Below are 24714 nucleotides of genomic sequence, written 5' to 3'. Positions count from 1 at the left end.
AGTCTTTATTTGACAATAGTTTATCTGTTTTGGACCATGAATGAAGGCCGCAGGCAATTTTTCAGAATTGATAAAAGCCGTGGGGGAGAAAAGCAAAAAGCCCGCCGAAGCGAGCTTTTTACTTTTTTATGTGGCTGGGGTACAAGGATTCGAACCTCGGATGGCGGAATCAGAATCCGCTGCCTTACCGCTTGGCGATACCCCAATAGGCGTGAAATTTTACGCGTTAACGATAAAACTTCAACCTTTGCGTCTACCCGAAAGCAAACGACTTTTTGAAATTGGCTGGGGTACGAGGATTCGAACCTCGGAATGGTGGAATCAGAATCCACTGCCTTACCGCTTGGCGATACCCCAACAATTTTTTACTCAGGTTAATGTTTTTATGAACATCAGCCTTTGAATATGGTGGCTACTACGGGAATCGAACCTGTGACCCCAGCATTATGAGTGCTGTGCTCTAACCAGCTGAGCTAAGTAGCCAAATTTTACTGCAAACCAGTCACCGACTGGCTGGGGTACCTGGATTCGAACCAGGGAATGCCGGTATCAAAAACCGGTGCCTTACCGCTTGGCGATACCCCAATACCGTCGCGGTGAACCGCAAACATCAAAAATATGGCTGGGGTACCTGGATTCGAACCAGGGAATGCCGGTATCAAAAACCGGTGCCTTACCGCTTGGCGATACCCCATCCGTGCAACGCTTATTGGTGAATGGTGCGGGAGGCGAGACTTGAACTCGCACACCTTGCGGCGCCAGAACCTAAATCTGGTGCGTCTACCAATTTCGCCACTCCCGCAAAAAAAGATGGTGGCTACTACGGGAATCGAACCTGTGACCCCAGCATTATGAGTGCTGTGCTCTAACCAGCTGAGCTAAGTAGCCATCTTTTTTTCGCGTTACCTTATCGGCGTTGCGGGGCGCATTATGCGTATTGGGCCTGACAGCGTCAATACCTTTTTCATCGAAAATTGCCGGAATGTGACTGTTTGGTTAGGTTGCGAACAGCGTGACGCATAATTCGGCAATTATTGGTTATTTATCGTTTTTGTATAGCAAAACATATGCAGAAATAAAAAAAAGGCCCCGCAGGGCCTTTGACGATAACAATCGCTTATTTGTAAGCGGACTGGTGTACGCCAACCGCACGACCTGATGGATCGTTCATGGATTTGAATGATTCATCCCACTCGATTGCTTTTGCAGAGGAGCAAGCCACAGACGGGCCGCCAGGAACACATTCAGCGGCGCTGGGTACCGGGAACAGCTCTTCAAAGATTTCACGGTACAGATACGCTTCTTTCGAGCTCGGCGTGTTGTACGGGAAACGGTAGCTGGCTGTCGCCAGTTGCTGATCGCTAACCTGCTGTGCCGCTACTTCTTTGAGTGTATCGATCCAACTGTAACCTACGCCGTCAGAGAACTGCTCTTTCTGACGCCATGCAACGCTCGCCGGCAGATAGGATTCGAAACATTCGCGCAGGACGTGTTTTTCCATTTTGCCGTTGCCGCACATTTTATCCTGCGGGTTGATGCGCATCGCTACATCGAGGAATTTCTTATCCAGGAACGGCACACGCGCTTCTACGCCCCAGGCGGACATCGCTTTGTTAGCACGCGCGCAGTCGAACATATGCAGCGCCTGCAGCTTACGTACGGTCTCTTCATGCAACTCTTTGGCATTCGGCGCTTTATGGAAATAGAGGTAGCCGCCGAACACTTCGTCAGAACCTTCGCCAGACAGTACCATCTTGATGCCCATCGCTTTGATTTTACGGGACATCAGATACATCGGCGTAGAGGCGCGAATGGTGGTCACATCGTAGGTTTCGATGTGATAAATCACGTCGCGAATCGCGTCCAGACCTTCCTGCACGGTGAAGTGGATTTCGTGGTGAACCGTACCCAGATGGTTTGCCACTTCCTGCGCAGCTTTCAGGTCCGGAGCCCCTTTCAGGCCCACAGCAAAGGAGTGCAACTGCGGCCACCAGGCCTCAGAGCGTTCCTGATCTTCCACACGGCGTGCGGCGAATTTTTTGGTAATAGCGGAAATGACAGAAGAGTCCAGACCGCCCGAGAGCAGAACGCCATACGGCACATCTGACATCAGGTGACTTTTCACAGATTCTTCAAGCGCCTGACGCAGTTCGTTTTTGTCAGTGACGTTATCTTTCACTGCCTCATAGTCGAACCAGTCACGCTGATAGTAAGAACGGATTTCACCGTCTTTGCTCCACAGGTAGCTGCCCGCCGGGAACTCTTTGATGGTACGGCACACAGGGACCAGCGCTTTCATTTCGGAAGCAACATAAAAGTTACCGTGCTCATCATGGCCCATATACAGCGGGATAATACCGATGTGGTCACGACCAATCAGATAAGCGTCTTTTTCGCTGTCATACAGGGCGAAAGCGAACATACCTTGCAGATCGTCGAGGAATTCTGGGCCTTTTTCCTGGTACAGCGCGAGGATAACTTCACAGTCAGAACCGGTCTGGAACTGGTAGCGATCGCCATATTCAGCACGCAGAGCCTGGTGGTTGTAGATTTCGCCATTAACGGCCAGCGCATGTGTTTTTTTCTCGTTGTACAGCGGCTGGGCACCTGCATTGACGTCAACAATAGACAGACGCTCATGGGCAAGAATCGCTTTATCGCTGGCATAAACGCCAGACCAGTCCGGGCCGCGGTGGCGCATCAGGCGGGATAATTCGAGCGCTTTTTTACGCAGCTCAACCGCGTCGGTTTTAATATCCAGTACGCCAAAAATAGAACACATAGACTTCTCCGTTACTTTAAGGCAATGCAGTGTTGTGTGAGTGCAGACGCCGCGTCATCGCGTTGTCTTATTGCTTGTTTAAGAAAATGCCGCAAAGGTGTGACGCGCGCAAGCGTTTTACAGCCTGGAAAGTAAAAAGCGCAATGGCGATTGCCGAATGCTGAAAAAAGAACATGAATTGAGCTGAGCTATTGATGAATTCTCAGTTTTCAGCGCATTTTATTAAACGGTCTGTTTTTTATTGGTGCGGAAAATGAAAAACCACGTCCGGGGACGTGGTTTCGTTTAAAAAATGTCGATTTCAGCAACCGAAGGGTAAATCCATGAAGGACGGAACGGCATGCTGTCGATATCATCCAGCGTTGATACGCCAGAGAGCACCAGGATAGTCTCCAGACCCGCCTGGAAGCCCGCAAGAATGTCGGTACGCAAATTGTCGCCGACAATCACCGTCTGCTCTGAATGCGCCTGCATAGTATTGAGCGCGGCACGGATAATCCACGGACTCGGCTTGCCGACGTAGAAAGGCTCGCGGCCGGATATTTTTTCAATACCGGCGCACAGCGCGCCGCAGCCAGGGTAGTAACCGCGTCCGTGGGTGTCCGGGTTGGTGGCAATAAAGCGCGCACCGTTGGCGACGAAAAAGGCCGCCTTATGCATCATTTCCCAGTTGTAAGAACGCGTTTCGCCCACGATAACGAAATCCGGGTTGATATCCGTAATGGTAAACCCGGCTTTATAGAGTTCGTGAATCAATGCGCCTTCACCGACTACGTAAGCTTTTTTCCCTTCCTGACGTTTAAGGAAGTCAGCCGTCGCCATCGCAGAGGTATAAAAGACACTGGCTGGTGCATCTATACCGGCAGAGGCAAAGCGGTTAGCCAAATCCTGCCCCGTCTGGGAAGGATAGTTGGTGAGCAGCACCAGCGGCATCCCTTTTTCCAGGATTCGATGAATAAACTCCGCTGCGCCCGGCACGGCGACATTATCGTGCATCAACACGCCGTCAATATCACAGATTACGTTCTGAATGGTCATGGACTACCCGGTAAAAAAAGAGAAGCAATAACTATAACCGTCATACTTCAACTTGCCTATGCGTTGGTGACGTTTGCGCGGCCCGGTCACTTATCTCAGTAAGTTCCTGAGCACTTATGCGCTTGCCGCCTTTATGCAATTCGAGTTATTGAGGATATCTAAACCCTGTCAGCTTTCCAGCAAGCGTTGCAGCAGCATGCCGTTCAGCATGGCGCGTTTCACCAGGGCAAAAGCGCCTATCGCCGAGCGATGGTCAAGGGTGGATCGCACCACCGGAAGATTTTTACGGAATGCTTTGAGCGACTGGGTGTTAATGCAACCTTCAATAGCAGGCAGCAACACTTTCTCCGCTTCAACAATCTCCCCGGCGATGACCACTTTTTGCGGATTGAAGAGGTTAATGGCAATGGCGATGGTTTTACCCAGATGGCGACCGACGTACTCAATCACTTCACACGCCAGCGCGTCGCCTTTATTTGCGGCTTTACAGATATTTTTTATCGTGCAGTCATCCAGCGTTACGCGGCTTTGGTAGCCCTGTTCCAGCAGATGCCTTACGCGTTGTTCAATGGCGGCATTGGCGGCGATGGTTTCCAGACAGCCAAAGTTACCGCAATGACATCGCTCGCCGAGGGGTTCTACCTGGATGTGACCAATTTCACCTACATTACCGTTGCGACCGATAAAAATGCGCCCGTTAGAGATGATTCCTGCCCCGGTTCCGCGATGAACACGCACCAGAATGGAATCCTCACAGTCCTGACTTGCCCCAAAATAGTGCTCTGCGAGGGCCAGACTGCGGATATCGTGACCGACGAAACAGGTTAATTTGAAACGTTTTTCCAGTGCGTCCACCAGCCCCCAGTTCTCAACCTGAATATGCGGCATATAGCGAATGACGCCGCTTTCCGGGTCGACAAGGCCTGGTAAAATGACCGAGATGGCGATCAATTCGCGGATCTTACGCTGATTGCTTTCGATAAAGGCGCTGATGGTGTTCAGCAACGCGTGCTCCAGCGTTTCCTGCGTCCGCTCCGGCAGAGGATAATGCTCTTCCGCCAGCACTTTGCTGCTCAGATCATAAAGGGTGAGGGTGGTATCGGACCGTCCAAGACGCACACCAATAGCCTGAAAATTGCGGGTTTCGGTAATGATTGAGATAGCGCGGCGGCCCCCGGTGGAGGCCTGCTGATCAACCTCTTTGATCAGGCCGCGTTCAATAAGCTGACGCGTGATTTTTGTCACGCTGGCGGGCGCAAGCTGGCTCTGCTCGGCAATTTGAATACGCGAAATAGGGCCTAGTTGATCAATCAGGCGGTAAACCGCCGCACTGTTAAGTTGTTTAACGAGATCAACGTTACCAATCTGAGCTTGTCCGCCTGCTGTCATACCTTTTATTTACTCGATGACGACCTCGTTACCATTAACGATAGTCTTGATTATTTTATAATCGTGCGTGAAGGCGGTCAGGTTCGCAACCTTACCCGGGGCAATGCTGCCGAGCTGCCCGTCGACGCCTATCGCGCGAGCCGGGTACAAGGTTGCCATGCGCAGTACTTCATCCAGCGCAATACCCACGTGTTCGACCAGGTTCCGAACCCCTTCAATCATTGTCAGGGAGGAGCCGCTCAGCGTACCGTTTTCATCCACACACAGTCCATTACGGTAGTATATTGTTTTACCAGCAAAAATGAACTGGTCAATATCTGCCCCTGCAGGCGCCGTTGCATCTGTAACTAAACAGAGTTTGTCGCCTTTCAGGCGTTTCGCATTACGGACATTAACGTAATCGACATGCAGCCCATCTGCAATGATCCCGCAATAAACATCGGCATCATCCAGTACCGCGCCCGCCAGACCCGGTTCACGTCCGGTGATGTACGGCATCGCATTGTATAGATGCGTCGCAAACGTGATGCCTGCGCGGAAACCCGCTTTCGCTTCTTTTAATGTCGCGTTCGAGTGGCCTGCAGACACCACAATACCCGCCGCAGCCAGCTTGCTGATAACCTCATTACCGGCCATTTCCGGCGCCAGCGTCACTTTGGTGATGACGTCAGCATTGGCGCAGAGATAATCCACCAGTTCGGCATCCGGTTTGCGGACAAATTTCGGGTTATGGGTGCCTTTTTTTACGATATTGAGCCACGGCCCTTCGAGGTGCAAGCCAAGCGCCTGATGTGCATGTTTCGCCAGATAATCACGCATCACCTGAATGCCTTGTTTCATCAGGTCATCGCTGGTGGTGATAAGCGTCGGCAGAAAACTTGTGCAGCCTGATTTTTCATTGGCGCGCTGCATGATTTCCAGCGTTTCAATGCTCACGGCTTCGGCGGTGTCGTTGAACTGCACACCACCGCAACCATTCAGTTGTACATCAATAAAACCGGGGGCCAGCGTTGCGCCATTGAGATCACGCTGCTCGATAGTGGGCGGCAGCTCAGCCAAAGGGCAGAGACGATCAATCAGGCCATCGGCGACAATCAGCGCGTGGTCATCCAAAATTTCATGGCCGGTGAAAATCCGGCAATGGGTTAAAGCATACATAACGACCCCCGGTTAACAAATGGGTGTCGTCCCGCTGGGTTTGCGGAACGAGACACAATTACAGACCTTTAATATTTTCCGCTTCTAATTCATTGAAATATTTCAATGTTTTAACTTTCAGTTCCATCGTAGACGGCTCGTCACACACCATCACTGCTTTCGGGTGCAGTTGCAGGCAGCTAATGGTCCACATATGGTTCACGTTACCTTCTACGGCCGCCTGTAGAGCCTGCGCTTTCTGGCTTCCCAGCACCAGAATCATCACTTCTTCTGCATCCAGCAGCGTACCTACGCCCACGGTCAGTGCGTATTTCGGCACCTGATTAACGTCGCCGTCGAAGAAACGGGAATTGGCCACGCGGGTGTCATGGGTCAGCGTTTTAATACGGGTACGAGAAGCCAGCGAAGATGCGGGCTCGTTGAAGGCGATGTGACCATCGTTGCCAACGCCGCCCATAAACAGGTGAATTTTGCCATAGGAACGGATTTTTTCTTCGTATTGGCGGCATTCTGCGTCAATATCCGGCGCATTGCCATCCAGGAGGTTAATATTTTCCGCCGGAATATCAACGTGATCGAAAAAGTTACGGTGCATAAAGCTGTGATAGCTTTCCGGGTGCTCCTTCGGCAGGCCGACATATTCGTCCATATTGAACGTGACAACATGTTTAAAACTAACCTGGCCCGCTTTGTGCATTTCAACTAATGCTTTGTAGGCGGTAAGAGGCGTGCCACCGGTTGGCAGGCCAAGCAGGAACGGACGATCCGCTGTAGGTTTAAATGCATTGATGCGATTGACGATATGGCGGGCCGCCCATTTACCGACTTGTTCAGCTGTTGCCAGAGGAATCAGTCTCATTGTTCACCTCTAAGTTGATTAAAGTTAGCGGATTGCGTTCCAGTGCAGTGTAAAGCGTAACTCAGTTTCGCTCCCTATGGGGGCAATCCGTCTTGATTTTTTGAATGATAAAATAAGTTTTGCTGGTTAGCCAGCAAAGAGGAGGTCAAATAACGATATTTGGTGATTAAAATCACAAAAAAGGTGCTTTTAATTTGCGAGACGAATTAATTTTCAACACACTCTCAATGTAATGAAAAATGGCCGTGTTTTCAGGGTTAGTCAGACAATAAAAAGACTGTTTCTAAGGGCTCCGGTGGGGTTCAAAGGGGGAATAACGTGAATCTTTTAGGTTACTTGCAAAAGGTTGGCCGCGCGCTCATGGTGCCGGTCGCCACGCTGCCTGCCGCAGCGATTCTGATGGGGGTCGGTTACTGGATCGACCCGGTAGGCTGGGGTGGATCTAACGCGCTGGCGGCGTTCTTCATTCAATCTGGTTCTGCCATTATCGATAACATGGGCGTGCTGTTCGCCGTGGGTGTTGCTTATGGTATGTCCAAAGACAAAGACGGTGCTGCTGCACTGGCCGGCTTTGTGGGTTTCCTTGTATTGACGACGCTGTGCTCGCCAGCCGCTGTCGCTATGATCCAGAAAATCCCAGCCGATCAAGTTCCTGCCGCGTTTGGCAAGATCAAAAACCAGTTCGTTGGGATCATGGTCGGTATCATTGCCGCGGAACTGTATAACCGCTTTAGCAGCGTCGAGCTGCCGAAAGCGCTCTCCTTCTTTAGCGGCCGTCGTCTGGTGCCGATCCTGACTTCTTTTGTCATGATCGCTGTCGCGTTCATCATGATGTTTATCTGGCCGGTAGTCTTCAGTGGTCTGGTTGGCTTCGGTGAGCATATCCAGAAACTGGGCTCTGTCGGTGCGGGCATCTACGCCTTCTTCAACCGTCTGTTGATTCCGGTGGGGCTGCACCATGCGCTGAACTCCGTATTCTGGTTTGATGTTGCCGGTATTAACGATATTCCTAACTTCCTGGGCGCCGCGCAGTCTATTGAAGCGGGCAAAGCGGTTGTTGGGGTTACGGGGCGTTACCAGGCGGGCTTCTTCCCGATCATGATGTTTGGTCTGCCAGGTGCCGCGCTGGCGATTTACCACTGCGCGCGTCCGGAAAATAAAGCCAAAGTCCTTGGTATTATGATGGCAGGCGCCTTTGCTGCCTTCTTTACTGGTATCACTGAACCGCTGGAATTCTCCTTCATGTTCGTGGCACCGGTGCTGTACTTCATTCACGCTGTGCTGACCGGGGTTTCTGTCTTTATCGCCGCGACTATGCAGTGGATTGCCGGCTTCGGCTTTAGCGCCGGTCTGGTGGATATGGTGCTCTCGTCCCGTAACCCGCTGGCCGTACACTGGTACATGCTGATTCTGCAAGGCCTGGTGTTCTTTGTTATCTACTACGTGGTGTTCCGTTTCACTATCCTCAAATTCAACCTGTTGACCCCGGGTCGTGAACTGGCGGTTGCTGGTGACGAAGCAGATGGCCAGGATGTGAATGTCAGCACGGCTTCCGAGCAGGATGTGACCGGTCTGGCGCGTCAGTATATTGCCGCTGTCGGGGGTTCCGCGAACCTGACCGGTATTGATGCCTGCATCACACGTCTGCGTCTGAGCGTGAAAGACTCTTCCCTGGTCAACGAAGCGCTGGCTAAACGTCTGGGTGCGAGCGGGGTTATTCGTTTGAATAAAACCGGCGTACAGGTGATTGTGGGTTTTGCGGCCGAAAAAATTGCTAATGCGATGAAAACGGCGGGCGACGTTCCGGCGGCAGGCGCAGCGGCTCCGGCAGCCGCCAGCGCGCCTAAACCGCAGGCAGTGCCGAACGTTAGCGCGGCGGTGATTGCGGAACTGGTCTCTCCGGTGACCGGGCAGGTCGTTTCTCTGGATGAAGTGCCGGATGAAGCGTTTGCCAGCAAAGCCGTTGGCGATGGCGTAGCGGTAAAACCGACAGAGAAAACGGTTGTTGCACCGGCAGCGGGTACCATCGTGAAAATCTTCAATACCAACCACGCGTTCTGCCTGGAAACTGAAAAAGGCGCGGAAATCGTTGTTCATATGGGCATCGACACCGTTGCGCTGGGTGGCCAGGGCTTCACGCGTCTGGTCGAAGAGGGGGCAACCGTTACGGCAGGTCAGCCAATCCTGGAAATGGATCTGGAATATCTGAACGCCAATGCCCGTTCTATGATTAGCCCGGTGGTATGTAGCAATATTGATGATTTCTCTGGTCTGGTTATCAAAGCACAAGGTTCCGTTGTGGCAGGGCAAACGCCGCTGTACGACATCAAAGGCTAATGATGTAATCTGAACCAGAAATAGCCATAAGCGGCAGGGGATCTTCCTCTGCCGCTTTTTTTTGCATGAATTAAAGTATTCCGTTTTGTATCTATTTTCCGTAACTAAAGGTTGTCTCTGAGGGCGGCTTATAAGATCATGTGCCGTTATATGTTGTTTACGCCTTGAGGAATCTACGATGAGTGAGGCTGAAGCCCGCCCGACTAACTTTATTCGTCAGATCATTGATGAAGATCTGGCTACTGGAAAGCACTCTACTATTTGCACCCGTTTTCCGCCTGAGCCGAATGGCTATCTGCATATCGGTCATGCGAAATCCATCTGCCTGAACTTTGGTATCGCGCAAGATTACCAAGGGCAATGCAACCTGCGTTTTGATGACACCAACCCGGTAAAAGAAGATATCGAGTACGTTGAGTCCATCAAGAATGACGTGCAGTGGTTAGGTTTCCACTGGTCAGGCGATGTGCGCTATTCCTCTGATTATTTCGATCAACTGCACAACTATGCCGTAGAGTTAATCAGCAAAGGTCTGGCCTATGTTGATGAACTGTCCGCTGATGAAATCCGTGAATATCGCGGCACGCTGACAGCGCCGGGTAAAAATAGCCCGTATCGCGATCGTACGGTTGAAGAGAACCTCGCTCTGTTTGAAAAAATGCGCGCGGGTGGTTTCGAAGAAGGTAAGGCGTGCCTGCGTGCGAAGATTGATATGGCGTCGCCGTTCATCGTGATGCGCGATCCGGTGCTGTACCGTATTAAATTTGCTGAACACCATCAGACGGGCAACAAGTGGTGCATCTACCCGATGTATGACTTTACCCACTGCATCAGCGATGCGCTGGAGGGGATCACTCACTCTCTGTGTACGCTGGAGTTCCAGGATAACCGTCGTCTGTATGACTGGGTGCTGGACAACATCACCATTCCGGTTCACCCGCGTCAGTACGAGTTCTCCCGACTGAACCTGGAATACACCGTCATGTCCAAGCGTAAGCTGAACCTGCTGGTGACAGACAAGCATGTTGAAGGCTGGGACGACCCGCGTATGCCGACTATCTCTGGTCTGCGTCGTCGTGGTTACACATCCGCCTCCATCCGTGAGTTCTGTAAACGTATTGGTATCACCAAACAGGACAACACCATTGAGATGGCGTCGCTGGAGTCCTGCATCCGTGAAGATCTCAATGAAAACGCACCGCGCGCGATGGCTGTTATCGATCCGGTTAAGCTGGTTATCGAGAACTATCCGCAGGGCGCCAGTGAAATGGTTTCGATGCCTAACCATCCAAACAAACCGGAAATGGGCAGCCGTGATGTCCCATTCAGCGGTGAAATCTGGATCGATCGTGCCGATTTCCGTGAGGAAGCCAACAAGCAGTACAAACGACTGGTGCTGGGCAAAGAAGTCCGCCTGCGTAACGCGTATGTGATTAAAGCGGAACGTGTTGAGAAAGACGCGGAAGGTAATATCACCACGATTTTCTGTACCTTTGATGCCGATACGCTGAGCAAAGACCCGGCAGATGGCCGTAAAGTGAAGGGCGTTATTCACTGGGTTAGCGCGGCACACGCACTGCCGGTTGAAATTCGTCTGTATGACCGCCTGTTCAGCGTGCCAAATCCGGGTGCAGCGGAAGACTTCCTGACAGTCATGAACCCGGAATCGCTGGTCATTAAGCAGGGCTTTGCTGAGCCGAGCCTTAAGACCGCTGAGGTAGCGAAAGCGTATCAGTTTGAGCGTGAAGGTTACTTCTGCCTCGACAGCCGCCATGCTACGGCGGACAAACTGGTCTTCAATCGCACTGTGGGTCTTCGCGATACCTGGGCGAAAATCGGCGAGTAATCCCGTCTTGCCTGGATGCTAAAAACGCTGCCTCGTGCAGCGTTTTTTATTTCTCGACTGAAAATAAGTTACTACACACCTTCTTTTTTTCTAAAATATTGTTTTAACTTTATCCAATCCTCTTTTCAGTTATTTATCGATAACGCAGACTCTGTCGCTCTGAAAGCCTTGCTGTGCAAGCTGTCAGCCGATAAGCAACAAATCTGTGTGGTGCGTCATAATCCCCGTATTCCCTTCCTGCAAATACTTGATAATTCGCGTCGCGAAAAATATGCTTACAAACGACAGAGATAGAAACATTTTCTATAACTGTCAGTAATATTTCATTTTTTTAATTTATTGTTGTTTGCCTTTGCGCAGCACTTTTTATTTTTTCGTCAAAGAGGAACACTCATGAACGCGTTTAACGCTAAACGTAAGGCGTTAGCGTTGGCTATTGCCTGCGCCACCGCATTACCTGGTTTAACTTTCACCCCTTCCGCCAGCGCCACTGGTTTTGTTGATGATGCCACGCTCACCGGCGGGATTTACTACTGGCAGCGCCAGCGCGACCGTAAAGATGTCACCGATGGCGATAAATACAAAACTAACTTGTCGCACTCTACCTGGAATACCAATCTCGATTTCCAGTCAGGTTATGCTGCCGATATGTTCGGTATTGATGTTGCGGTCTTTGCGGCGATTGAGATGGCTGAATCCTCTGAAAGCGCGCACCCGAATGAAATCGCATTTTCCAATAGCCACAAGGTGTATGACGAAGACTGGTCCGGCGATCGCAGCGGGGCAAGCCTCTATAAAGCCGCCGCGAAATTTAAATATGGCCCGGTGTGGGCGAGGGCAGGGTACATCCAGCCGACGGGGCAAACGCTGCTGGCCTCAAACTGGAGCTTTATGCCGGGCACCTATCAGGGGGCGGAAGCCGGTGCAAAACTGGATTTCGATGATCGCGGCGCGCTGAGCTTCTCATACATGTGGGCCAATGAATACAAAGCGCCGTGGTATAACGAAACGGATAATTTCTACCAGAACGATGGCGTGAGCAAAATTGATTATGTCCACTCTCTGGGCGCATCGTACGACTTTAAAAACGATCTGATCCTCGAAGCCGCGTTTGGCCAGGCACAGGGTTATGTTGATCAATATTTTGCCAAAGCCAGCTATAAGTTTGACGTCGCGGGTAACCCGCTTTCCACCAGTTATCAGTTCTATGGCTCGCGCGACAAGGCCGATAACAACACCATTAATGATATTTATGACGGCACCGCGTGGCTACAGGCGCTCACTTTTGGCTATACGGTCGGCCCGGTGGATTTACGCCTGGAAGGGACCTGGGTCAAAGCGGATGGCCGCCAGGGCTATTTCAACTCACGTATGACGCCGCGGTATGGATCTTCCAACGGTCGCCTGGATATCTGGTGGGATAACCGCTCCGACTTTAATGCCCATAATGAGAAATCCGTCTTTGCTGGCGCTATGTATGACCTGAAAGGCTGGAATCTGCCGGGTTGGGCGGTCGGTGCATCGTATGTATATGGCTGGGATGCCAAACCGTCCAATGTCTCCTCTGGCGACAAATATTACGATGCGGGAAATTCCATTAAAGAGTCGGCCTACAGCCTTGACCTGCTTTATACGGTGCAGGAAGGGATGGCAAAAGGCACCTTATTCAAGCTGCATTTCACACAATATGATAACCATTCCAATATCCCGAGTTGGGGCGGTGGATATAACAACATCTTCCAGGACGAACGTGACGTGAAGTTTATCGTCATTGCGCCCCTGAATATTTTCTAATGCGAGGGAATGCCATGATGACGAAACCGCTATTGCTTGCCCTGATGACGCTGGGGCTTGCCGCCTGTGTGCAACAGCCGCAGGCACCAAAGGAAGATGCGCGATTAAAAGAGGCTTATAGCGCCTGTATTACTACGGCAGAAGGTTCTCCGGAGAAAACGGCGGCGTGCAGAAGTGTGCTGGATGTCCTGCGCAAAGAGAAAGCGCACCAGCAATTTGCGCAGGAGGAGAGCGTGCGCACCCTGGATTATCAGCAGTGTCTTGAAGCGACGCATACCGGAAACGGGCAGGCGGTACAATCACGCTGTGACCAGATCTGGCAGGAGATACGCCACCATAACACGGTGAATTAACCGTCTGAAAGGGCCCGCTTCGGCGGGCTTTTTCGTGTGGTGAAAGCAGAAAATAAAAAAGCCAACCCGGAGGTTGGCTTTATAACGATGCGGATAATTATTTATCAGCCGCTTCGTGCGCGTTTTCGTCAGTACGGCAGTCACCTTCGGCGCAGTGGCCATACAGGTAGAGACTGTGGTTCGTCAGACGAATACCATGCTTAGATGCGATTTCACGCTGACGCGCTTCAATAGAGTCATCGCTGAACTCGATCACTTTGCCGCAATCCAGGCAAATTAAGTGGTCATGGTGATGCTGCTGCGTCAGTTCAAAGACGGATTTACCGCCTTCAAAATTATGGCGGGTCACAATCCCGGCATCGTCGAACTGGTTAAGTACACGGTACACCGTGGCCAGCCCAATCTCTTCGCCCATGTCGATCAGGCGCTTATATAGATCTTCCGCACTGACATGATGGTTCTCCGGCTCCTGAAGCACTTCCAGGATTTTTAACCGAGGAAGCGTGACTTTCAGGCCGGCCTTCTTTAATGCGGTATTGTTGTCAGTCATGCGGAATCTGTCCTGTTGCTAAACGATTCACTTCCCGTTGGGAAGCTACAAGGAATGCACCTGGGATAATGCGTCTCATTATAGAACTGCCATGCCTGAATGAAAACTGCAAGTCCTCAAGTAAAGTAAGCTTATAAAACGTGGTAGCGTCTACAAAGTCCTTTGGGCTACCCGTTTTAATCAGGGGCCATTGTACAGCGCTGGAGAAAAAAGTTAAAAAATTGTAGCAATTATTTCCATCGCTTTTATCTATTAATCCGGCGCAACCAGCAGGTTGCGCCAAACATCATCAGGCATTGAGGATGTCGTTCAGATGAAGTTCTTCAGAAATCTGTTTTACCCATTTGTCGACGCGGCCAGCGGTCAGTTCAGGCTGACGGTCTTCGTCAATGGCAAGGCCAACGAAATGGTTGTCGTCTACCAGACCTTTTGACGCTTCAAAATGGTAACCTTCGGTCGGCCAGTGGCCTACAATAGTGGCGCCACGCGGTTCAATGATGTCGCGAATGGTGCCCAGCGCGTCACAGAAGTACTCTGCATAGTCTTCCTGATCGCCACAGCCAAACAGAGCGACCAGTTTGCCGTTAAAATCGATATCTTCCAGCGTCGGGAAAAAGTCATCCCAGTCACACTGTGCTTCACCATAATACCAGGTCGGAATGCCAAGCAGCAGGATGTCGTAACCTTCCAGATCCTCTTTGCTGCTTTTAGCAATGTCATGCACATCGGCAACATCTTTACCAAGTTGAGCCTGGATCATCTTTGCGATGTTTTCGGTATTACCGGTATCGCTGCCGAAAAAAATGCCTGTGATTGCCATGAGTAAAATAACCTCTTGAAACTTAATGATATGGTGGTGGCGATTGGCCCACGGATAAGGGCAATCATAGCAGATCAGAGAAGCACGCGGAAACTGCAATCACGCAAGACTGCACTCTGTGCAACATGAAAGTGAATTTTTGCGATAATTCAGAGGATTTCCTGGTCGTTCAGCGCGTTAAGCTGAGCCAGTAACATCTCTTCAATCAGTTCGCTCCGGCTCATTTCCCGCGCATCCGCCAGCGCGTTTAGCGCGTCGACAGCCTCGGCGTTGAGTTTTAATTCGACGCGTTTAAGCCCACGAACCTTGTCGCGTTTAAGCTGATTGCGCTTATTGATGCGCAATTGCTCGTCGCGAGAGAGCGGATTGGTTTTAGGACGTCCCGGGCGACGTTCATTCGCGAACAGATCTAATGTCGTGCGGTCCGTTTGTTCTTTAGCCATGATTTAAGAATACTACGGGAAGTACAAGCAATCGGGTCATAGCCCGGGCTGATTAGCGCGCCATCATACATCAGCGATGCGGACACGCCAACGACCGGGCGCTTTCAGGCAACCGGTCGCCGGGTTTTTAATCAGTTTGTCTTTTCAGCGAGATAACGGCGGATGGCGCGCAGAACCGCTTCTGGCTTTTCTGCATGTACCCAGTGCCCGGCACCGGCAATGACATGCGCGCGTGCCTGCGGGAACTGTTGCAGCAGTTCGTCACGATACTGTTCGGTAACATAGGGCGAGTTGCCGCCAGGGATAAAGAGAGCAGGGTGGTTCCAGGCAGGCACAGTTTCCCAGCCCACTATATAGGGGTACTGATCCCACAACGCGGGCACATTGAAACGCCACTTGCCATCGACAAACGACTTGAGCAGGAACTGTATCACCCCTTCTTCATTTATATGCTCACGCATAACGGCGGCGGCCTGCTGGCGCGTCGTGACGCCAGCGTCGGTCACCGCATTGATGGCGGCAAAGATCTCATCGTGACGGCGTACATGGTAATTGACCGGGGCAATATCGATAGCGACCAGCTTGTCGATGCGTTCAGGCGCCAGTGCGGTAAAGGCCATCACCGCTTTCCCCCCCATGGAGTGACCAACGAAAGTCGCGCGCTCAATACCGTGGGCATCAAGGGTATCCAGTAAGTCCTGTGCCATCGCCGGATAATTCATCTCCGGTGAGCGTTCGGAAAGGCCATGATTGCGCATATCAACCTGAATAATATCATGGTCATTGACGAGGTCGCGGGCAAGCACGCCAAGGTTGTCCAGGCTACCAAATAAACCGTGAACCAGCACGATGGGGGAATTGTTGTGCGATTGTTGTGCAGATTGCGCTCGGGTATTCAATTTCATGGCAAAGTTCTTTTTTTCGCTCTTTCGGATTAAGGTATTATGTTGAACATTCTGCCGTCCGGCTGCAAGGTTTTGACACACTCTGACTTTGCCGCCATCCTGGTTTGACGCTATCCGCTGTTGGGATTTGACTTTATAATCTCAATAACTTGTATTCAGAATAGACACTGCACTGGATTAAGATGAAAACGATCGAAGTTGATGATGAGCTCTACAGTTATATTGCCAGCCATACAAAGCACATTGGCGAGAGCGCATCCGACATTTTACGGCGCATGTTGAAGTTTTCCGCCGCTTCGCAGCCAGCTGCCGCTGTTCAACTCGCGAAAGAAACCCCTGCACCTGTTACGGTTGAAGAAGTGAAACCGGCTAATACGGCAAAAGATAAAGTCCGCGCGGTGCGTGAACTGCTGCTCTCTGACGAGTATGCAGAACAGAAAAAGGCCGTTAATCGCTTTATGCTGGTGCTGTCTACACTTTACTCATTAGATAAAAAAGCTTTTGCAGAATCCACTGAGTCTCTGCATGGGCGCACCCGCGTATACTTCGCGGCGGATGAACATACCCTGTTGCAAAACGGCAATCAGACGAAGCCAAAACAGGTGCCTGATACCCCGTACTGGGTTATCACTAACACGAATACGGGTCGTAAATGCAGCATGGTGGAGCACATCATGCAATCAATGCAATTCCCGGCGGAATTGATTGAAAAGGTTTGCGGCACAATTTAATCCTTGCATAAAAAGGACCAGGCAATGGCTAACCACGAACGTGCGGGGCAACCTGCGCAACAGAGCGATTTGATTAACGTCGCCCAGCTTACTGCGCAGTACTATGTGCTGAAACCAGAAATCGGCAATGCTGAGCACGCGGTAAAATTTGGTACGTCAGGTCACCGCGGCAGCGCGGGGCGTCACAGTTTTAACGAACAACACATTCTGGCAATTGCTCAGGCTATCGCCGAAGAGCGCGCCAAAAACGGTATTACCGGTCCGTGCTATGTCGGTAAAGACACGCACGCTCTGTCTGAACCTGCCTTTATCTCTGTACTGGAAGTGCTGGCGGCGAACGGCGTTGATGTGATTGTGCAGGAAAACAATGGCTTCACGCCGACCCCCGCGGTGTCCAACGCTATTCTGGTGCACAATAAAAAAGGTGGCGCGCAGGCTGACGGTATCGTCATTACCCCGTCACATAACCCACCGGAAGATGGCGGTATCAAATACAATCCGCCAAACGGTGGCCCGGCTGATACCAACGTGACCAAAGTGGTTGAAGATCGCGCGAACGCGCTGCTGGCTGATGGCCTGAAAGGTGTGAAACGCATTACGCTGGATGCCGCACTGGCATCCGGTCACGTGAAAGAGCAGGATCTGGTGCAGCCGTTTATCGAAGGGCTGGCCGATATCGTCGATATGGCGGCTATCCAAAAAGCGGGCCTGAAACTGGGCGTTGATCCGCTGGGCGGTTCCGGTATCGAATACTGGAAACGTATTGCGGCGTTCTACAAGCTTGACCTGACTATCGTTAACGATCAGGTTGATCAAACCTTCCGCTTTATGCACCTCGATAAAGACGGCGTGATCCGCATGGACTGCTCCTCTGAGTGTGCTATGGCCGGTTTGCTGGCGCTGCGTGACAAGTTCGACCTGGCCTTTGCCAACGACCCTGACTATGACCGTCACGGTATCGTGACGCCAGCCGGGCTGATGAATCCGAACCACTACCTGGCGGTCGCGATTAACTACCTGTTCCAGCATCGTCCGCAGTGGGGCAAAGATGTCGCCGTGGGTAAAACCCTGGTCTCTTCTGCCATGATTGACCGCGTGGTGAATGACCTGGGGCGTAAGCTGGTGGAAGTGCCGGTCGGCTTTAAATGGTTTGTTGACGGTCTGTTTGACGGCAGTTTCGGCTTCGGCGGCGAAGAGAGTGCAGGGGCCTCCTTCCTGCGTTTCGACGGCACGCCGTGGTCTACCGATAAAGACGGTATCATCATGTGCCTGCTGGCGGCGGAAATCACCGCGGTTACGGGTAAAAACCCGCAGCAACATTACGATGAGCTGGCCGCACGTTTCGGCGCGCCGAGCTACAACCGTCTGGGTGCCAGCGCAACCTCCGCACAGAAAGCGGCATTGTCCAAACTCTCTCCGGAAATGGTCAGTGCCAGCACGCTGGCGGGGGATCCCATCACCGCACGTCTGACGGCAGCACCGGGTAACGGCGCGTCTATCGGTGGTCTGAAAGTGATGACCGACAACGGCTGGTTCGCCGCCCGTCCGTCAGGCACAGAAGACGCCTACAAAATTTACTGCGAAAGCTTCCTCGGTGAAGAACACCGTAAGCTGATTGAGAAAGAAGCGGTAGAAATTGTCAGTGAAGTGCTGAAAAACGCGTAATCCTCATCAGGCCCTGTTCAGGGCCTGATTCTTTTCTACAGCATAAATCGATAGCCAATGCCGGTTTCTGTCAATAAATGGCGGGGACGTGCAGGATCGGCTTCCAGCTTCTGACGAAGATGGCCCATATAGATGCGTAAATAGTGACTATGCTCAACGGCGTTTGGTCCCCAGACCTGGCTTAACAACTGGCGTTGGGTCAACACCTTACCGTGGTTATTGAGTAACACGGCCAGCAGACGAAACTCGATAGGAGTAAGATGCAGCTCTTCACCCGCCCGCATAATACGGCGGTTGGCGAGATCAACCTGAATATCTGAAAAGCTCACCAGGGGATCGTTTTGTTGCATACCCGCATTGCGGCGCAGCGCTACGCGCAGGCGCGCCTGCAATTCCCCGATACCAAAGGGTTTACTCAGATAATCGTCAGCCCCGGCATCCAGCGCGGCAATCTTGTCGCTCTCTTCGGTTCGCGCGGATAGCACGATAACCGGAATCTGGCTCCACTGACGCAGATCGCGGATGAAATCAATGCCATCACCGTCCGGCAGGCCTAAATCGAGGATCACAAGGTCCGGTTTGCGCGTTGCGGCTTCGATAAGGCCGCGTTGCAATGTTTCGGCTTCCCAGGCGCGCAACCCCTCGGCTTCCAGCGCAGCACGCAGAAAACGACGTATGGCCTGTTCATCTTCAACGATGAGAACGTTAATCACAAATCCTCGGCTAATTCATCCAGTTGCGGTGGCGGTTCCAGCGGCAGTGTAACATAAAAACTGGCGCCCCCTTCCGGGCGGTTGGCGGCAGAAATCGTCCCGCCATGCACCTCGACAATCGCCTCGCAGATGGCCAGCCCTAAGCCCACGCCGGGAATTGCCGACTCTTTGCTGCCGCGTGCAAATTTAGCAAAAATCGCCTCTTCCTGCCCGGCGGGAATACCCGGCCCGTTATCCCACACTTCAAGTGTCAGCCGCGAATCATCATGTCGGGCATCGATACCGATATTCGCATTATGCCCGGCGTATTTAACGGCATTTTCCAGCAAATTAATCAGTACGCGTTCAAACAACGGCCCATCGACGTGTACCAGCATCAGCGGGTCGGGGAGGTTCAGCGCAATATGGCGCTCGCCGAGACCGGGTTCGAGGGTTTTCAACGCGCTTCCCACCACTTCTTCCAGCGTCAGCCACTCTTTTTTAAGATTAAAACCGCCGGACTGAATGCGCGCCATATCCAGCAGATTATTCACAAGCCGGGTGGTATTGAGCACATGCTGACGAATTTCGCTGGCCTGAGGCGCGTGTTTTGACCCTTCGCTGGCAAGGTCCAGGGTCAGGATTTCAGCCTGGCCAAACAGCACGGTAAGCGGCGTGCGCAGATCGTGAGAGAGTGCCGCCAGCAGGGAGTTGCGTATGCTTTCCCGTTCACTGGCAAGGCGTGCCTGCTCTTCGCTGGTGGCGAGCGCCTGGCGCTCCAGCGCGCTCGCCACCAGCAAGGTAAATGTTTCCAGCAGACGCTGCTGTTCGGGGATCATCAGCAGGCGCAAGTTTGCCGGTTCCACAATCAGTAAACCGTGTGTTTTCTGTGCGCTTTTTAATGGCAAAATCTGATAGGGCACGCCGGGGAGGGTATCGGTACCGGCGCCCGCCGGCTGCCCCTTATCAAAACTCCAGCGAGCGATAGCATCATCCCACGGGCTGATGCCCTGTGTCTGGGTAACGGCGACCAGTTTTCCCGAATGATCGGGCAGCAAGACCTGACTGCGGGCATCAAATGTTGAGCGAATAAACGCCTCGCTGGTTGTGGCAATATCGGCTTCACTGCGCCCGGTAGCCAGCGCTTTCGACATCTCATACAGATGGCGCGTACGCTGTTCACGGTAGCGGGCGACGCGCGCCTGATAGCGCACACCGGCGGTGAGGTTGCCGATCACCAGGCCAACCGTCAGCATCACGCCAAACGTCAGCAGATATTGCACATCGGAAACGGCCAGCGTACCGCGCGGCGCAATAAAAAAGAGATCAAAGCTGACGACATTGATCACTGTGGCAAATGCTGACGGCCAGCGGCCATATAGCAGCGCGACCACCACCACGCCAAGCAGATAGACCATCACGAGGTTGGCGGCGTCAAAGGCTATCAGCCACTGCATCGCAATCAGTGTAATGGCAGCGCACAGAGCCACGGCCACCAGACAGCCTTTTAACTGGACGCGCCATTTTTCCATAAATGGACGGCTGTCGCCGGGACGGGATGGCAGTGTGACGGGGGCGTCATCCGGCGCAATGATCACCAGATCGAGATCCGGCGCGCGGCGCGCCAGCCGGTCCGCAAAGGATTCAGCGCCAAACCAGCGTCGTTTATTGCGTCTGCCAATAAGGATTTTGCCGAGGTTATGCTCACGCGCGTAGCGCAATATGGCTTTATCTTCTGCCGGATCGGAGAGGGTTGCGGTTTCAGCGCCCAGCTCCTGCGCCAGGTGTAATGAGGCGAGGATCGCCCGACGCTGTTGTTCGGGCAAACGGTGCAGGGCAGGGGTTTCCACATACACCGCGTGCCAGACGCTGCCCAGTTTTGCCGCAAGACGGGCTGCGGTGCGGATAAGTTTTTCGTTACCAGAACCGTGGCCGACGCAAAGCAGGATCGCGTCGCGCGTATGCCAGACTTTTTCATCCCCAAGACGGTCGCGCCAGGCGCGCATCTGGTCGTCAACGCGGTCGGCTGTACGGCGCAGGGCCAGTTCACGCAAGGCGATGAGATTGCCTTTGCGAAAGAAATGCTCGATAGCGCGTTCGGCCTGACCGCCAATATAGACTTTGCCTTCGTGCAGGCGCTGGCGTAAATCGTCGGGCGGAAGGTCGACCAGCACAATTTCGTCCGCAGCGTCAAAGAAGGGGTCGGGTACTGTTTCGCGCACCTGTACGCCGGTGACGCCACTGACCACATCATTCAGACTTTCCAGATGTTGCACATTCACGGTGGTCAGCACATCGATGCCCGCTTCCAGCAGTTCTTCCACATCCTGCCAGCGTTTCGGGTGACGGGAGCCAGGCGCGTTGCTGTGCGCCAGCTCGTCCATCAGTATCAATGCCGGACGCCGCGCAAGGGCGGCGTCAAGGTCAAACTCCTGAATCAGGCGAGCGCGATGGGCAATACGCCTTGGCGGCAACACCGCCAGCCCATTGAGCAGGGCGGCGGTCTCCTTGCGCCCGTGGGTTTCCACCACGCCCACCAGAATATCCAGCCCCTGTGCCCGTAGCCGCTGTGCTTCCTGCAACATAGCAAACGTCTTCCCTACGCCAGCACAGGCACCGAAGAAGATTTTCAGTTTGCCACGATGATCCGTCGCCGCATGTTCCAGCAGTCTGTCGGGGTCCGGGCGCAAAGGCTCGTCTGTCATGACTTATTTATCCTTGAGCGCATCCAGCGCCAGATTCAGTTCAACGATATTCACCACCGGCTGGCCAATAAAATCGAAAAGCGGGTGAGTGGTGTTTTGTTCTACTAACCGGGCAACGGTCTGTGCGGGCAGATTGCGAGCCTGGGCAACACGCGGGATTTGCCATTCCACAGCCTGCGGCGTCAGATTGTTGTCCAGACCGCTGGCCGATGTTGTTATCAGTTCCACCGGCACACGGGCATCAGCTTGTGGGTTTTCCTGACGCAACTGGGCAATGCGCGCAGCCACTTCTTTATCCAGCTCCGGGTTACTGGCCGCCAGATTACTCCCACCGGACGCCATCGGATTATAAGGCGCATCGGCGGTGGCGGAAGGGCGGCCATGAAAATATCCCGCTGCGGTGAAATTCTGCCCAATCAGGCGCGAGCCGCGAACCCCATCGTCTCCCTCACGAATAAGCGAACCGTTGGCCTGTGTCTGAAATAACCACTGCCCCAGCGCCGTAGTAACCAGCGGGTAAAGCCCGCCGGTAATCAACGTCAGTACAATTAAGAGTACAAATGCCGGACGAATCAAAGCCATTTTTTTATCCCTCTTACACCAGGCCGAACAGGGTCAGCAACAGGTCAATAATCTTGATGCCGATAAACGGCACCACCAGTCCGCCCAACCCATAAACCCACAGATTGCGGCGCAGCATGGCGGAGGCGGTCAACGGCTTGTAGCTCACCCCTTTCAACGCCAGCGGGATCAAAAAGACAATGATCAGGGCATTGAAAATAACCGCACTCAGAATGGCCGATGCCGGGGAGTGAAGGTGCATCACATTCAGCGCATTGAGCTGCGGGTAGGTGGCGGCAAAGGCTGCGGGGATGATGGCAAAATATTTCGCCACGTCGTTGGCGATGCTGAATGTGGTCAACGAACCACGGGTCATCAGCATCTGCTTGCCGATATGCACCACCTCAATTAGCTTGGTGGGGTTAGAGTCCAGATCCACCATGTTGCCAGCCTCTTTCGCGGCCTGTGTCCCGGAGTTCATGGCAACCGCAACATCCGCCTGCGCCAGTGCCGGGGCGTCGTTAGTGCCATCCCCGGTCATCGCCACCAGACGGCCTTCTGACTGATACTGGCGAATCAGCGCCAGTTTTGCTTCCGGGGTTGCTTCGGCCAGGAAATCATCCACCCCGGCTTCGGCGGCGATAGCGGCGGCAGTAAGACGGTTATCCCCGGTGATCATGACCGTCTTGATGCCCATTTTTCGCAGTTGGGCGAAACGCTCTTTGATGCCGCCTTTGACGATATCCTTGAGTGAAATCACCCCCAGGACACGAGCCCCTTCCGCCACTACCAGCGGTGTGGCGCCGAGACGCGCCACCTGTTCCACACGCTGCTCGACATCGGCCGGGAACTGACCGTTGTTAGCCTCAATGTGACGACGAATGGCATCCACTGAGCCTTTGCGGATCATGCGCCCTTGCACGTTAATGCCACTCATACGGGTCTGCGCGGTAAAAGGGACAAACGTCGCCTGCAGACTTTGTACATCCCGTTCACGCAGGTTAAAGCGCTGCTTTGCCAGTATCACAATGCTGCGGCCTTCCGGCGTTTCATCCGCCAGCGAAGAGAGTTGCGCAGCATCGGCCAGGGTTTTTTCATCCACGCCGTTTGCAGGCAGGAATTCGGAGGCCTGGCGGTTACCGAGTGTGATGGTGCCGGTTTTATCCAGCAGCAGTACGTCGACATCACCTGCGGCTTCTACGGCACGCCCGCTGGTGGCAATCACATTGGCGCCGAGCATACGGCTCATCCCGGCGACGCCGATGGCCGACAGCAAACCGCCGATGGTGGTCGGGATCAGGCAGACCAGCAGGGCCACAAGAACGGTGACGCTGACCGGCGTGCCGCCGTAGACCGAGAATGGCCACAGGGTGGCGGTTGCCAGTAGGAAGACAATGGTCAGTGCCACCAGCAGAATGGTCAGCGCGATCTCATTGGGCGTCTTACGGCGCTGGGCGCCTTCCACCATGGCAATCATCCGGTCAAGGAAGGTTTCGCCAGGGTTAACGCTACACTGAATCACCAGCCAGTCGGAGAGAATGCGCGTACCGCCCGTCACGGAGGCGAAATCGCCGCCGGACTCGCGGATAACTGGCGCGGACTCCCCGGTAATGGCGCTTTCATCCACCGACGCGCCGCCCTCAATGACTTCCCCGTCGCAGGGAATAATATCGCCCGCTTCCACCAGCACCACGTCACCTTTACGCAAATCAGCGGCGGGAATGTGGTCGATTTGTGCATCATGCTGCGGTGCGCGTAATTTGCGGGCGAAGGCCGTTTTCTTCACTCCTTTCAGGCTGTTGGCCTGCGCTTTACTGCGACCTTCCGCCAGCGCTTCTGCGAAGTTGGCGAACAGTACGGTAAACCACAGCCACAGACTGACCGCGCCGGTAAACGAGGCGCTGCCGTCGAGATACCCGCCCGCCATCGCAATCGCCAGCAGCGTAGTCAGCACGCTGCCAATCCAGACGATAAACATAACCGGATTGCGCCACTGGATATGCGGGCTCAGTTTGGTAATGGAATCAATCAGCGCCTGACGCACCAGCGTCGGTTCGAGCAGGGCCATTTGTTTGCGACTCATGAC

Annotated in this window: 19 protein-coding genes and 7 tRNA genes; 6 read left to right on the top strand and 20 right to left on the bottom strand. The window is 53.2% G+C overall.

Going from position 1 to position 24714, the window contains the following annotated elements; translation table 11 throughout:
• Window positions 1-131 precede the first annotated feature (131 nt).
• The 12 genes from MRY16398_RS20795 to nagB form a co-directional block, all read right to left on the bottom strand.
• Window positions 132-205 (bottom strand) — tRNA-Gln (locus MRY16398_RS20795).
• Between the two features lie 77 nt (window positions 206-282).
• Window positions 283-357: transfer RNA gene (locus tag MRY16398_RS20790), tRNA-Gln, on the bottom strand.
• Window positions 358-406: 49 nt separating this feature from the next.
• Window positions 407-483 (bottom strand) — tRNA-Met (locus tag MRY16398_RS20785).
• Window positions 484-510: 27 nt separating this feature from the next.
• Window positions 511-585, bottom strand: a tRNA-Gln gene (locus MRY16398_RS20780).
• Between the two features lie 34 nt (window positions 586-619).
• Window positions 620-694: transfer RNA gene (locus MRY16398_RS20775), tRNA-Gln, on the bottom strand.
• Window positions 695-717: 23 nt separating this feature from the next.
• Window positions 718-802 (bottom strand) — tRNA-Leu (locus MRY16398_RS20770).
• A 9-nt stretch (window positions 803-811) separates the two neighbouring features.
• Window positions 812-888 (bottom strand) — tRNA-Met (locus MRY16398_RS20765).
• A gap of 229 nt (window positions 889-1117) precedes the next feature.
• Complete coding sequence (gene asnB, locus MRY16398_RS20760; RefSeq protein WP_108701801.1) at window positions 1118-2782, bottom strand: asparagine synthase B; 1665 nt, start codon at window positions 2780-2782, stop codon at window positions 1118-1120.
• 285 nt (window positions 2783-3067) lie between these two features.
• Window positions 3068-3820 (bottom strand): HAD-IIA family hydrolase, encoded by a 753-nt coding sequence (locus MRY16398_RS20755; RefSeq protein ID WP_071193860.1) that lies wholly within the window; start codon window positions 3818-3820, stop codon window positions 3068-3070.
• A gap of 168 nt (window positions 3821-3988) precedes the next feature.
• Window positions 3989-5209, bottom strand: coding sequence for a DNA-binding transcriptional regulator NagC (nagC, locus tag MRY16398_RS20750; RefSeq protein WP_041852110.1), 1221 nt, complete (start codon window positions 5207-5209; stop codon window positions 3989-3991).
• A 9-nt stretch (window positions 5210-5218) separates the two neighbouring features.
• A complete protein-coding gene (gene nagA / locus MRY16398_RS20745) occupies window positions 5219-6367 on the bottom strand; it encodes an N-acetylglucosamine-6-phosphate deacetylase (RefSeq protein WP_125125101.1) in 1149 nt (382 codons plus the stop codon).
• Window positions 6368-6425: 58 nt separating this feature from the next.
• Complete coding sequence (gene nagB, locus MRY16398_RS20740; protein WP_041852108.1) at window positions 6426-7226, bottom strand: glucosamine-6-phosphate deaminase; 801 nt, start codon at window positions 7224-7226, stop codon at window positions 6426-6428.
• Window positions 7227-7544: 318 nt separating this feature from the next.
• On the opposite strand from nagB, the gene nagE reads away from it, so the two are divergent.
• The 4 genes from nagE (at window position 7545) to chiQ (ending at window position 13556) form a co-directional block, all read left to right on the top strand.
• Complete coding sequence (gene nagE, locus MRY16398_RS20735) at window positions 7545-9563, top strand: N-acetylglucosamine-specific PTS transporter subunit IIBC (RefSeq protein WP_125125100.1); 2019 nt, start codon at window positions 7545-7547, stop codon at window positions 9561-9563.
• Between the two features lie 178 nt (window positions 9564-9741).
• Window positions 9742-11409 (top strand): glutamine--tRNA ligase, encoded by a 1668-nt coding sequence (gene glnS, locus MRY16398_RS20730; protein WP_107223645.1) that lies wholly within the window; start codon window positions 9742-9744, stop codon window positions 11407-11409.
• 393 nt (window positions 11410-11802) lie between these two features.
• A complete protein-coding gene (gene chiP, locus MRY16398_RS20725; protein ID WP_079498369.1) occupies window positions 11803-13203 on the top strand; it encodes a chitoporin ChiP in 1401 nt (466 codons plus the stop codon).
• Window positions 13204-13220: 17 nt separating this feature from the next.
• Entirely contained in the window at window positions 13221-13556 is a 336-nt protein-coding gene (gene chiQ, locus MRY16398_RS20720; protein ID WP_071193988.1) for a ChiQ/YbfN family lipoprotein, read from the top strand.
• 97 nt (window positions 13557-13653) lie between these two features.
• Here the strand turns inward: chiQ and fur are convergent, their stop codons facing one another.
• The 4 genes from fur to ybfF all read right to left on the bottom strand — a co-directional run bounded on the left by fur (window position 13654) and on the right by ybfF (window position 16274).
• Complete coding sequence (fur, locus tag MRY16398_RS20715) at window positions 13654-14106, bottom strand: ferric iron uptake transcriptional regulator (protein WP_041852104.1); 453 nt, start codon at window positions 14104-14106, stop codon at window positions 13654-13656.
• 289 nt (window positions 14107-14395) lie between these two features.
• Window positions 14396-14926 carry a flavodoxin FldA gene (fldA, locus tag MRY16398_RS20705; protein WP_071193856.1) on the bottom strand — a complete coding sequence of 177 codons (531 nt, stop codon included), beginning with the start codon at window positions 14924-14926 and terminating at the stop codon, window positions 14396-14398.
• A 149-nt stretch (window positions 14927-15075) separates the two neighbouring features.
• On the bottom strand, window positions 15076-15369 hold the full coding sequence (gene ybfE / locus MRY16398_RS20700; RefSeq protein ID WP_041852102.1) for a LexA regulated protein: 294 nt from the start codon (window positions 15367-15369) through the stop codon (window positions 15076-15078).
• Window positions 15370-15500: 131 nt separating this feature from the next.
• Window positions 15501-16274: an esterase gene (ybfF, locus tag MRY16398_RS20695; protein ID WP_125125099.1), complete on the bottom strand. Its 774-nt coding sequence runs from the start codon at window positions 16272-16274 to the stop codon at window positions 15501-15503.
• Between the two features lie 182 nt (window positions 16275-16456).
• Here ybfF and seqA point away from each other — a divergent pair, with 182 nt between their 5' ends.
• Window positions 16457-17005: a replication initiation negative regulator SeqA gene (gene seqA, locus MRY16398_RS20690; protein WP_071193854.1), complete on the top strand. Its 549-nt coding sequence runs from the start codon at window positions 16457-16459 to the stop codon at window positions 17003-17005.
• A gap of 24 nt (window positions 17006-17029) precedes the next feature.
• Window positions 17030-18670, top strand: coding sequence for a phosphoglucomutase (alpha-D-glucose-1,6-bisphosphate-dependent) (gene pgm / locus MRY16398_RS20685; protein ID WP_041852099.1), 1641 nt, complete (start codon window positions 17030-17032; stop codon window positions 18668-18670).
• 35 nt (window positions 18671-18705) lie between these two features.
• On the opposite strand, the gene kdpE is transcribed toward pgm, so the two are convergent.
• From kdpE to kdpB, 4 genes are read right to left on the bottom strand one after another with little or no spacing between them, the layout of a single operon-like run.
• Window positions 18706-19383: a two-component system response regulator KdpE gene (gene kdpE / locus MRY16398_RS20680; protein ID WP_079498367.1), complete on the bottom strand. Its 678-nt coding sequence runs from the start codon at window positions 19381-19383 to the stop codon at window positions 18706-18708.
• On the bottom strand, window positions 19380-22067 hold the full coding sequence (gene kdpD, locus MRY16398_RS20675; protein ID WP_107223646.1) for a two-component system sensor histidine kinase KdpD: 2688 nt from the start codon (window positions 22065-22067) through the stop codon (window positions 19380-19382). The genes kdpE and kdpD overlap by 4 nt, the downstream gene beginning before the upstream one ends.
• Before the next feature lie 3 nt (window positions 22068-22070).
• On the bottom strand, window positions 22071-22649 hold the full coding sequence (kdpC, locus tag MRY16398_RS20670; protein ID WP_125125098.1) for a potassium-transporting ATPase subunit KdpC: 579 nt from the start codon (window positions 22647-22649) through the stop codon (window positions 22071-22073).
• 13 nt (window positions 22650-22662) lie between these two features.
• Window positions 22663-24711: a potassium-transporting ATPase subunit KdpB gene (gene kdpB / locus MRY16398_RS20665; protein ID WP_125125097.1), complete on the bottom strand. Its 2049-nt coding sequence runs from the start codon at window positions 24709-24711 to the stop codon at window positions 22663-22665.
• Window positions 24712-24714 lie beyond the last annotated feature (3 nt).

This window comes from Phytobacter sp. MRY16-398 (genome assembly GCF_003925915.1).
GTDB classification, from domain to species: Bacteria; Pseudomonadota; Gammaproteobacteria; order Enterobacterales; family Enterobacteriaceae; genus Phytobacter; species Phytobacter diazotrophicus.
This window is presented reverse-complemented; position numbering and strand designations above follow the sequence as displayed.

Bases quoted from the DNA above. Each gene is read 5' to 3' on its own strand.
- fldA (WP_071193856.1), bottom strand. From the start codon at position 14,926: ATGGCAATCACAGGCATTTTTTTCGGCAGCGATACCGGTAATACCGAA.
- chiP (WP_079498369.1), top strand. From the start codon at position 11,803: ATGAACGCGTTTAACGCTAAACGTAAGGCGTTAGCGTTGGCTATTGCC.
- pgm (WP_041852099.1), top strand. From the start codon at position 17,030: ATGGCTAACCACGAACGTGCGGGGCAACCTGCGCAACAGAGCGATTTG.
- MRY16398_RS20755 (WP_071193860.1), bottom strand. From the start codon at position 3,820: ATGACCATTCAGAACGTAATCTGTGATATTGACGGCGTGTTGATGCAC.
- nagB (WP_041852108.1), bottom strand. From the start codon at position 7,226: ATGAGACTGATTCCTCTGGCAACAGCTGAACAAGTCGGTAAATGGGCG.
- kdpB (WP_125125097.1), bottom strand. From the start codon at position 24,711: ATGAGTCGCAAACAAATGGCCCTGCTCGAACCGACGCTGGTGCGTCAG.
- ybfE (WP_041852102.1), bottom strand. From the start codon at position 15,369: ATGGCTAAAGAACAAACGGACCGCACGACATTAGATCTGTTCGCGAAT.
- glnS (WP_107223645.1), top strand. From the start codon at position 9,742: ATGAGTGAGGCTGAAGCCCGCCCGACTAACTTTATTCGTCAGATCATT.
- asnB (WP_108701801.1), bottom strand. From the start codon at position 2,782: ATGTGTTCTATTTTTGGCGTACTGGATATTAAAACCGACGCGGTTGAG.
- fur (WP_041852104.1), bottom strand. From the start codon at position 14,106: ATGACTGACAACAATACCGCATTAAAGAAGGCCGGCCTGAAAGTCACG.
- nagC (WP_041852110.1), bottom strand. From the start codon at position 5,209: ATGACAGCAGGCGGACAAGCTCAGATTGGTAACGTTGATCTCGTTAAA.
- nagA (WP_125125101.1), bottom strand. From the start codon at position 6,367: ATGTATGCTTTAACCCATTGCCGGATTTTCACCGGCCATGAAATTTTG.
- ybfF (WP_125125099.1), bottom strand. From the start codon at position 16,274: ATGAAATTGAATACCCGAGCGCAATCTGCACAACAATCGCACAACAAT.
- kdpC (WP_125125098.1), bottom strand. From the start codon at position 22,649: ATGGCTTTGATTCGTCCGGCATTTGTACTCTTAATTGTACTGACGTTG.
- chiQ (WP_071193988.1), top strand. From the start codon at position 13,221: ATGACGAAACCGCTATTGCTTGCCCTGATGACGCTGGGGCTTGCCGCC.
- seqA (WP_071193854.1), top strand. From the start codon at position 16,457: ATGAAAACGATCGAAGTTGATGATGAGCTCTACAGTTATATTGCCAGC.
- kdpD (WP_107223646.1), bottom strand. From the start codon at position 22,067: ATGACAGACGAGCCTTTGCGCCCGGACCCCGACAGACTGCTGGAACAT.